Below are 8,911 nucleotides of genomic sequence, written 5' to 3' on the forward strand. Positions count from 1 at the left end.
ACAGGGCGGGCAAACATCGTTGAAATTTCACCTTCCGCGGATCAGTCCTCACGCAGTTTCTTGGTTAAGCTTGCGTTACCTGTAAGCCCTTCAGTTTACCCTGGAGTGTACGGAAAGGTACATGTACTTAGCCACAGTGAATCTGTTTTGACTCTGCCTGAAAACAGTGTGTATCAGGTTGGGCAGCTCGACTATGTACGAATTGTCGAGGAAGGAAAAATCAAAACTCAACTGGTTCAGCTTGGACAAAACAATCAGGTAAGAAAAGGACTTCACGAAGGGGATGAAGTGGTTCTAAATCCATTAAAATTGAATTAGAAAGTAAAACGGAAGCGACCCAATCGGGTCGCTTTCTTGTTTAGTATCCAAAAAACCTTGCCCACTTACACCAGACTTTCTGCAGTCCTTCCAGATCGCCTTTTACAAACTGGATTTTCTGACCGGGCTTGGCTTGCGCAAGTCTGGGCAAATCAATTCGGGCAACGCAGCCTAGTTTTGGATAACCGCCCAGAGTCTGCCTGTCATTGAGCAGAATAATCGGATTTCCGTCCGGCGGAACCTGAATGGATCCCAGAGCAATACCTTCAGATATCAGGTTTCCACTTGGAGGATTGATGGTATCTCCCTCCAGGCGATAGCCCATGCGGTTACTGTTCTGACTGATTGAAAACGATCCGCTATACAGTTTTCGCAACGAATCCGGATGGAAGCTTTTATTCTGGTAGCTCTCGATAACTCGTAAAGTCAGCGGTAGGTTGTAGTCAGGGATGAACCGGAATGTGACCTGTTTTGAGGTCAACTTCGTTTGCTCATCGGAGAATTCAACTTGATCCCCGACTTCCAGCGCACTTCCATCTTGCTGTAATCCGCCAACCATTTCCCTTTGAACCGTCGAAGCACTCCCAAAGTGGGGGGTACATTTGAACCCACCTTTTACTGCAAGGTAAGCTCTTAACCCGTTACGTGGTAACGAAAAAGAAAGTGTCTGACCGCGTTTTATCCAATGCCTTGACCAGTTTGCCACGGGGATTTGGTTGATTCTTGGTTGCAAATCGCCGCCGCAGATGGCAATCATGGCGTCTTGCTCAAAAGTAAATAATGCCTGACCAAGGGTGATTTCAATCGCAGCAGCGTTAAGGTCGTTACCCAGTAAGTAGTTAGCCCAGCTAAAAGCATAGTCATCGACCGGTCCACCTTGCGTTAGCCCCAACTGGCTACACCCGTATCGACCAAAGTCCTGAATAAGAGAAAGTTGCCCAGCTTTAGTAACCGCCATTACACCCATTGTTCACCCCCTAAAGAAACGAACTCTTTCTCTGTAATTGAGTAGAACTGAACAACATCACCAATATTGATGTCAGGTGTTGAGTCTGGATTTTTGGAATCCCAAAGTGGTGTTGGGCAGTTCCCGATGATGTTCCAACCACCTGGGGAACGGGATGGGTACACTGCCGTTTGGTTAGATGCGATACCGACACTGCCTGAAGGAACAAACACTCTGGGAGTATCATGTCTGGGTTTAGCTATTTCATTCGGTACTTCAGCTAAGAATGCGAAACCGGGAGAAAAACCAATGGCACAAACCCGAAAGAAACTCTCTGTATGCAGCTTTATCACATTATCAGACGTCATTCCGGCAAACTCGGCAACAGCCTTTAAGTCTGGTCCGGTATCTCCACCGTAATAGACTGGCAACTTATGTAGGGTAGATTTGCTCTCGATTGTAAAAGCCTGGCTTTGCTCATTCAGCAAACTTCGCAACTGAGTAATAAACTGCTCTTGATGGATTCGAAACGGAAGATAATCAATCAAAATGGAGGTGTAGGAAGGGGTGACATTCATAACCTGATCCGAAAATCTTCCCGCAATGCATTTCGCAGCCTCGCCAATAAAAGGGGCTAGCTTAGGGTCAATACGACTACCAAAATACACAATAAGACTGCACTCAGCGACAGGCTGGATTTCAAACTTGATCATTTCAGTCTCTCTTACAGCGCCGCTAAGCTTTGGGATATTCTCTGGACCATGGCAACGGATTCAGGGTTATCACCATGAACACAAACTGTGTCCGCTTCAATCTGAATCTTGCTGCTATTGATACTGGTGATGCTGCCGTAACGGGCAAGCTGCATCACCTGATGATAGATGTCATCTTCCTTGTGATACACGGCATCAGGATGACTGCGAGGGACGAGAAGTCCGTTGTCTAGGTAGGCTCTGTCGGCAAATGCCTCAAAGAGTAGGGGAACGTTAAACTGATCCGCAAGGTCGAGATATCTAGAATTATCGGTGCCAGCCAGGATCATAACAGGCAAAGAGAAGTTTTCAGCTGCCGCCAGAATGCCAACAAACACTTCTTCACTTTTCATCATGTCGTTATAAAGTGCGCCATGGGGCTTTATATATTCAACTTTAACGCTATTGAGGTTAGCGAGAGATTGAATTGCTCCAACTTGGTACACCACATTGTGTACGATTTCATCCTGTGACATGGGGATACTTCTGCGACCAAACCCATTCAGATCCGGGTAGCCCGGATGGGCACCAACGCTAACCCGGTATTGCTTTGCTAACTTTAGGGTGGTGGACATAACATTCGGGTCGGATGCGTGAAAACCGCAGGCAATATTTGCCATATCGACCCATGGCATTACTTCTTCGTCTAAGCCCATCTTCCATGAACCAAAGCTTTCGCCCATATCACAATTTAGTTTCAACCTTTCCTTGGTCATTTGTCTGCTATCCCACTGATGACTTACCGTTAAGGTTAATTGTATTCCATTAAATTGAGAAGCTTTAGAGCGCGAGTTTCATTTTTGCTAACAATTCAATAAATTTGCGGAAGCTTTTTCTATAAAATCCAATTACTTTGAGATATGAGACTACAAATCCCCATACAGGTTAAGTAGAATTACGTTAATTACACCATTTAGGAAGAACCATGAAAGTACTTGTTACTGGTGGCATGGGCTATATCGGCAGCCACACTTGCATTCAAATGATCGAAGCTGGCATGACGCCAGTGATTCTAGACAACTTGTACAACAGCAAATCCAGCGTATTAGACCGAATTGAAAAGGTTTCTGGAACCCGCCCAGTTTTCGTAGAAGGTGACATTCGTAACAAAGACCTTCTTGTTAAAATCATGAAAGAGCACAACTTAGAATCCTGTATTCATTTTGCCGGACTAAAAGCAGTAGGGGAGTCGGTAGAAAAGCCGCTGGAATACTACGACAACAATGTTCATGGCACTTTGGTTCTGGTTGAGGCGATGCGTGAAGCTGGTGTGAAGTCATTGGTATTCAGCTCTTCTGCAACTGTGTATGGTGACCCGGCTTCTGTGCCAATTACGGAAGATTTTCCAACTAGTGCCACCAACCCGTATGGTCGTAGCAAACTGATGGTGGAAGAGTGTTTAACAGACTTCCAAAAAGCAAATCCGGACTGGAGCATTACACTTCTTCGTTACTTCAACCCGGTAGGTTCGCATCCGAGTGGCGACTTGGGTGAAGACCCGCAAGGCATTCCAAACAATTTGATGCCTTTTGTTTCTCAGGTTGCAGTTGGTCGCCGTGAGTTTTTGTCTGTTTTCGGCAGTGACTATCCAACAAAGGATGGAACGGGTGTCCGTGACTACATTCACGTGATGGACTTAGCAGACGGTCACTTAGCAGCACTCAATGCCGTTGGCAGGAAAAACGGTCTGCATATCTATAACTTAGGCACAGGTAATGGCTACAGTGTTTTAGATATGGTTAAAGCCTTTGAGAAAGCAAGTGGTCAGGAAATTCCTTACAAACTTGTAGATAGACGACCGGGTGACATTGCAGAATGTTGGGCTGATCCAAAGAAAGCAATCGACGAGCTAGGCTGGAAAGCAGAACGTTCTTTAGAACATATGACTGTAGATACCTGGCGATGGCAGTCACAAAATCCGCAAGGCTATCAAGATTAGAAAAATTGAAAAAAGAGGCTTTCGAGCCTCTTTTTTGATCTGAATCGATATTTTTCGTAAAAATCTCGTTAAGGGGTTTCGTACATTCTATAACCTGCTAGAATATGTCCGAAGCTTAATTTTGAACGTTAAAAAACACTTTGTTAACGATTCATTGAACATTTTCTAATACCACTTTCAGGGGACACTGATGGAGCTAGCGCTTATCATCACTTTCATCATTGCAGCAGCTGTAATGGTTAAGAAAGAGATGGCAGAAAACAAATAATATCGAAATAATTCAGTCACTTTTTGATAACCTTTTTGAATATTTCGAACTTGATGAAATCCAGCTTAAAGCTGGATTTTTTGTATTTAGCCATTTGTAAATTTGATCTTATAAACGCAAAAAAAGACCGATTTCTCGGTCTTTTCTTTTGCATCAAACACTAAGCTTAGAAATCGTATTTTGCAGTAATCGCAAAGTTACGTTCTGGTTGTGATCTATTCACATCTTCTGCAGATAGAGAGCGAACATCATTCCAGTTGTAGTACTGTCTGTCTGTTAGGTTAAATATGCCAGCTCGTAACGTTAGGTCTTGAGTAGGCTTATAGTAACCAGTTACATCGAAGATAGTTGCAGACGTCATATCAAACGAAGGACTTGAAGATGTTTTCTTACTTGCTGTGTAAACCATTTTTAAAGACGTACCCCAACTATCAGAAGGACTGTCGTAGTTTAACTTCGCCAGAGCTTGCCAAGGGTTCACAGAGTCAAGTCTTTCACCTTCGCCATCACTGCCTTCTGTATAAACACCCGCAATACCAGACTTGAAGCCTTCAGGAAGACCTAACACAGCTGACAGGTTTTGCTTTGAAGAAAGCTCCACACCCTTAATAGTCGCTTTATCAACATTTACGTGCTGGAATACATGAGGAACCGGACCACCTCCAGCCTGAACAGTTTTAGACTCAATAAAGTTATCGTAGTCGTTGTAGAATACGACAAATTCAGTGTCGGCATTTTCAAAGCTAGATCTTAAACCTAATTCGTAAGAGATACTGGTTTCAGCTTTCAGATCAGGGTTAGGGATGTTTTTGTATTTAAAGAAAGGACTATTTAAGTTGCTGAATGAGTAAAATAGTTCTTTGAAGTTAGGCGCTCTGAATCCTTGGCTTACTTGTGCAAAAGCTTTATGGGTCTGATTCAACTCATACACGGCTCCAACTCTACCAGTAACTGCAGAATCACTGTATTTAGTGTAACTATCTGGTGTGTATCCACCGGAGTTCCCAGTGGCGACATTGCCATTAGGATCCGTATTGTAAGAGTCAAATCTAATACCTGGAGTCAATCTCAGCTTTCCATCCAGCATTAACATGTCGTCTTGCAGGAATGCGCCATAACGTTGCTCTTTAGCATTTGGCATGTAATAAACTGTTTTATCCGCGCCAATACTATTAATTTCATCGTTTTGGTTATGAATGTCTTTGTTTTTAAATGACACACCGTAGACAATGAAATGATCAATGCTTTCACCTGAGATGAACTTATCGCCCTGTATCTCGCCTTGGAATCCGCGTTCACGATAAATGTAGTCTTTATGTTGGACGTTTCCGTTTGAGATCTTTGTACGGTGGGTGTCTGATTTCTCTTTTTGACTAACCCAATCCACATGCCAAACTAAATTGTCAAAAAGAGCTAAATTTGCATTCCATGTATGCTTGATTCCAAAGCTCTGTGAGTCAGAAACATCATGACCTTTGTACGGTTTGTATGATTTATTGGTAACATCTGTCTTAGTGTCACCTTTCACATAGCTACCACGGACTTCGAATGAATGTGATTCATTCAGATCATATCCAAGCTTAACTAGAAGATTATCAGAAGAATAATCTTGGTTGTCTGGCTCACCGAAGTTGTTTAACTCATTACCATCTTTACGAGTATAAGCAACTAAAGACTCAAGGCTGCCAGAGCGATTTGCAAGAGCAACTGATTCACTGAATGTTTTATCAGCAGAGTGATAACCTAGTTTAACGTAGCCGCCAAAGCCATCACCTGTCGGCTCCAAAAAGTCGGAAGCGGATTTAGTTGAAAATGCAACGATACCCGCTATTGCATCACTACCATATAGACTTGACGCTGAACCCTTTACAACTTCAACAGATTTGAGCATTTCAGGGTCGAAGTTCAAACGCCCTGAGCGGATAAAGTCACCCCCTGGATCGTACTGATCTGGCTGAACTACGCCATCAACAACAATCTGGACACGGTTGCCCGAAAGACCGCGGATATTGATATTTTGAATACCTTGGCGACCGGCATTTTCAATGGTGACGCCTGGTGTGTAGTCAAATACGTCAGCGATATTGTTGGACATATTTGATTCAATTTCGGCATCGGTAATCACTGCTACAGACGCTGCCACATCTTCAAGGGCCTGGTTTGTTTTTGTAGCAGTTACTACGACAGTTTCATCAACTTGCTCGTTTGCCAAAGTAGGCGCAGAAAGGGCAATTAAGATTGAAGCCGTGAGCAAAGGCTTCTTAAAGTTAGGTTGCGACATTTTTGTTTTTCCATGAATCGCTTTAAATGGTGCGAGGATTGTAATTGATCAAAATGATAATAACTATCATTACACTTCTCATTACGATGTAAAAACAGACGATGGAGGAAATATGCAAATACGCTAACTCTTTGTTTTAATTTCAGTATAAAGTTCGGTATTCGAAGTATAAGAAAGCGTAAATTTTCAGTATTCGTGATCTTAATCACGCTTATCTAACACGTTAAAACAATGAAAAGTAAGGTGTCGTATTGTAAATAGGATAATCATCAAACAGAGATCTCTTCTTGAACAGCCCAATCACCTTAGAAGCATTGCATATTCTTGATGCAATTGACCGTCGAGGCAGTTTCGCAGCGGCGGCAAATGAATTGAACCGAGCGCCATCTTCCCTTAGTTATCAGATTCAGAAACTAGAACAGGATCTCGACTTGGTTATCTTTGACCGGTCAGGGCACAAAGCAACATTTACTCACGCGGGTAAGTTGTTGCTGGAAAGAGGTCGCATGCTTTTAAGCGCGGCAGAAGATATGGTCTCTGATGCGAATGTTCTGGCTCACGGGTGGGAGTTAGATCTTACCATCGCTCATGATGGCATTGTTCCAGGTAATACATTTTTTCCACTGGTCGAGCATTTAGGTGCGGTAAGTAAAACCAGAGTAAAGTTACAGGAAGAAATTTTGGCAGGGTGCTGGGAATCACTCGCTTATGATCGAGCAGATCTTCTTATTTGCCCAAAACCAGAAGTTTACCCGCAGGATGTAAAAGCAGAACCAATAGGCACCATGTCAATGACTTGGGTTGCAGCTTACGATCACTATATCCACCAGCGAAAAGGCGAATTCGACAATGATTCGCGCAGTCACTATAGAGCCATCGTAATTGCAGATACTGCCCGCGAAGCTCCGGCGCTAAGTAGAAACATTCTAGACGAACAGCCACGTTTAACCGTTACAAGCTTCCATGCAAAAATTGAAGCTCTGATTGCTGGATTAGGTATTGGTACAATTCCGACACATATCGCCAATGAAATGATAGAGAAAAAGCTGCTTCGCAAAATAGAAGGGACAGAAGATGCCCCTGTTGAAATTGTCCTTGCGTGGCGAAGAAACAAAATGGGTAAAAGCAAATCCTGGTGTATTCAATACATCAAGAAGAACTGGAAAGTCGATTACTCGTTTAAGGGCAGCCTCATATCGGCAATGCCGTCTTCAAACTGAATATCGAGCTCGAATCCCATTTTTTGAGCCAACATGAGCATGCCTCGGTTAGTAGGCATGGTCATTCCGGACATTTGTTTGGTTCCACGTTCTTTGCAGTAGCTTATTAATTTTTCCATCAAAACGCGCCCCAGACCCATACCTTTCAGATCAGAACGCACCAGAATGGCAAATTCTGCGTCGAAGTTTTCTGGGTCAGAAAGTACCCGGGCAACGCCTATAATTCGCTTTTCTCCCTCAAAGCTTTGTTGCGCGACAAATGCCATTTCCCGGTCATAATCAATTTGGGTGAAATTGGCCAGCGCCTCATGATTGAATTCTCCAACGTCGCTGAAAAATCGCTTGTACAAATCTTCTTTGGAAACATTGGAAATGAATTCAGCGTGGTCGGGTTCATCTTCTGGCAGAATAGGGCGGAGTAGTATATCGCTACCGTCTTTAAGCTTTACTTTTTCTTCATGCTCCACGGGATAAGGTCGGATGGCGAGTCTTTGATGAGAGTTTCCTTCAAATTCACATAACGTCAGATCGGCATCCAAGATGGTAAAGTCTTCTCCATTTGCCAGCACTGGATGAATATCCAGTTCATGTATCTGTGGGCAATCTATGACCATCTGAGAAATGCGAACTAAAAACTCACTTAGCCCATCAATACTCATGGGGTTGGGTAGCTGCTGAACACGTAATTTGTTTCGTTTGATGGCTCGGATAATCAGATAACGAGCTAGCGTCATGTTTAGTGGAGGAATGGCTGCCGTGGCATCCAGCGCCTCGTTCCATTCCGATCCACCTTCACCAATCAGTATGACCGGACCAAAAGTCGGATCAGACTTCACTTTAATCCTGATTTCCTGAGCACCGGCACGGCTTGCCATACCTTGAACCAGCAGACCATGAATTCTAGCAGAAGGATAGGTAAAAGAAACTCGATCCAAAATCGACTGAGCAGCCGAAGCCACCTCAGCACTGTTTCTCAGGTTAAGCATAACGCCTTGCACATCGGACTTATGCGCAATATCTGGCGAACGCAGCTTAACTGCAACAGGATAGCCAATCTGCTCGGCGATATGCACAGCTTCACTCTGATCGCTGGCAAGCCAGGTTGGAAGCACCGTAAATCGATATTGTTTTAGTAAAAAGGCAATCTGGTGAGTATCGAGAGTGGTACTTCCTTCTGACAACTGTTC

The 8,911-nt window shown here is 43.6% G+C and carries 7 protein-coding genes and 1 pseudogene; 3 read left to right on the plus strand and 5 right to left on the minus strand.

Features of this window, described 5'->3' with window-relative positions:
* A pseudogene (locus RH89_RS29880) lies at positions 1 to 318 on the plus strand (efflux RND transporter periplasmic adaptor subunit); the annotation flags it as partial.
* Positions 319 to 358: 40 nt separating this feature from the next.
* Here the strand turns inward: RH89_RS29880 and RH89_RS08850 are convergent.
* The 3 genes from RH89_RS08850 to RH89_RS08860 are packed head-to-tail and all read right to left on the minus strand — an operon-like array spanning position 359 to position 2,732.
* Positions 359 to 1,285, minus strand: a complete 927-nt coding sequence (locus RH89_RS08850) for a 5-oxoprolinase subunit C family protein (RefSeq protein WP_004401233.1) — start codon at positions 1,283 to 1,285, stop codon at positions 359 to 361.
* Positions 1,276 to 1,977, minus strand: coding sequence for a 5-oxoprolinase subunit B family protein (locus RH89_RS08855; RefSeq protein WP_004401234.1), 702 nt, complete (start codon positions 1,975 to 1,977; stop codon positions 1,276 to 1,278). The genes RH89_RS08850 and RH89_RS08855 overlap by 10 nt, the downstream gene beginning before the upstream one ends.
* Before the next feature lie 11 nt (positions 1,978 to 1,988).
* On the minus strand, positions 1,989 to 2,732 hold the full coding sequence (locus RH89_RS08860) for a 5-oxoprolinase subunit PxpA (RefSeq protein ID WP_004401235.1): 744 nt from the start codon (positions 2,730 to 2,732) through the stop codon (positions 1,989 to 1,991).
* Between the two features lie 209 nt (positions 2,733 to 2,941).
* Between RH89_RS08860 and galE the strand changes: the two genes are divergently transcribed.
* Positions 2,942 to 3,955 carry a UDP-glucose 4-epimerase GalE gene (galE, locus tag RH89_RS08865; protein WP_004401236.1) on the plus strand — a complete coding sequence of 338 codons (1,014 nt, stop codon included), beginning with the start codon at positions 2,942 to 2,944 and terminating at the stop codon, positions 3,953 to 3,955.
* A 434-nt stretch (positions 3,956 to 4,389) separates the two neighbouring features.
* On the opposite strand, the gene RH89_RS08870 is transcribed toward galE, so the two are convergent.
* On the minus strand, positions 4,390 to 6,504 hold the full coding sequence (locus RH89_RS08870) for a TonB-dependent hemoglobin/transferrin/lactoferrin family receptor (RefSeq protein ID WP_004401237.1): 2,115 nt from the start codon (positions 6,502 to 6,504) through the stop codon (positions 4,390 to 4,392).
* Positions 6,505 to 6,791: 287 nt separating this feature from the next.
* Between RH89_RS08870 and RH89_RS08875 the strand changes: the two genes are divergently transcribed.
* The gene (locus tag RH89_RS08875) at positions 6,792 to 7,724 is read left to right on the plus strand and encodes a LysR family transcriptional regulator (protein ID WP_004401238.1); all 933 of its coding nucleotides are present in this window, start codon (positions 6,792 to 6,794) and stop codon (positions 7,722 to 7,724) included.
* Here the strand turns inward: RH89_RS08875 and RH89_RS08880 are convergent.
* Positions 7,676 to 8,911: GNAT family N-acetyltransferase (locus tag RH89_RS08880; RefSeq protein ID WP_004401239.1), on the minus strand; the 1,236-nt coding region annotated here is incomplete at its 5' end. The two genes, RH89_RS08875 and RH89_RS08880, sit on opposite strands and share 49 nt — an antisense overlap.

Origin of the sequence: Vibrio nigripulchritudo ATCC 27043, from assembly GCF_000222685.1 — a bacterium.
GTDB lineage: Bacteria > Pseudomonadota > Gammaproteobacteria > Enterobacterales > Vibrionaceae > Vibrio > Vibrio nigripulchritudo.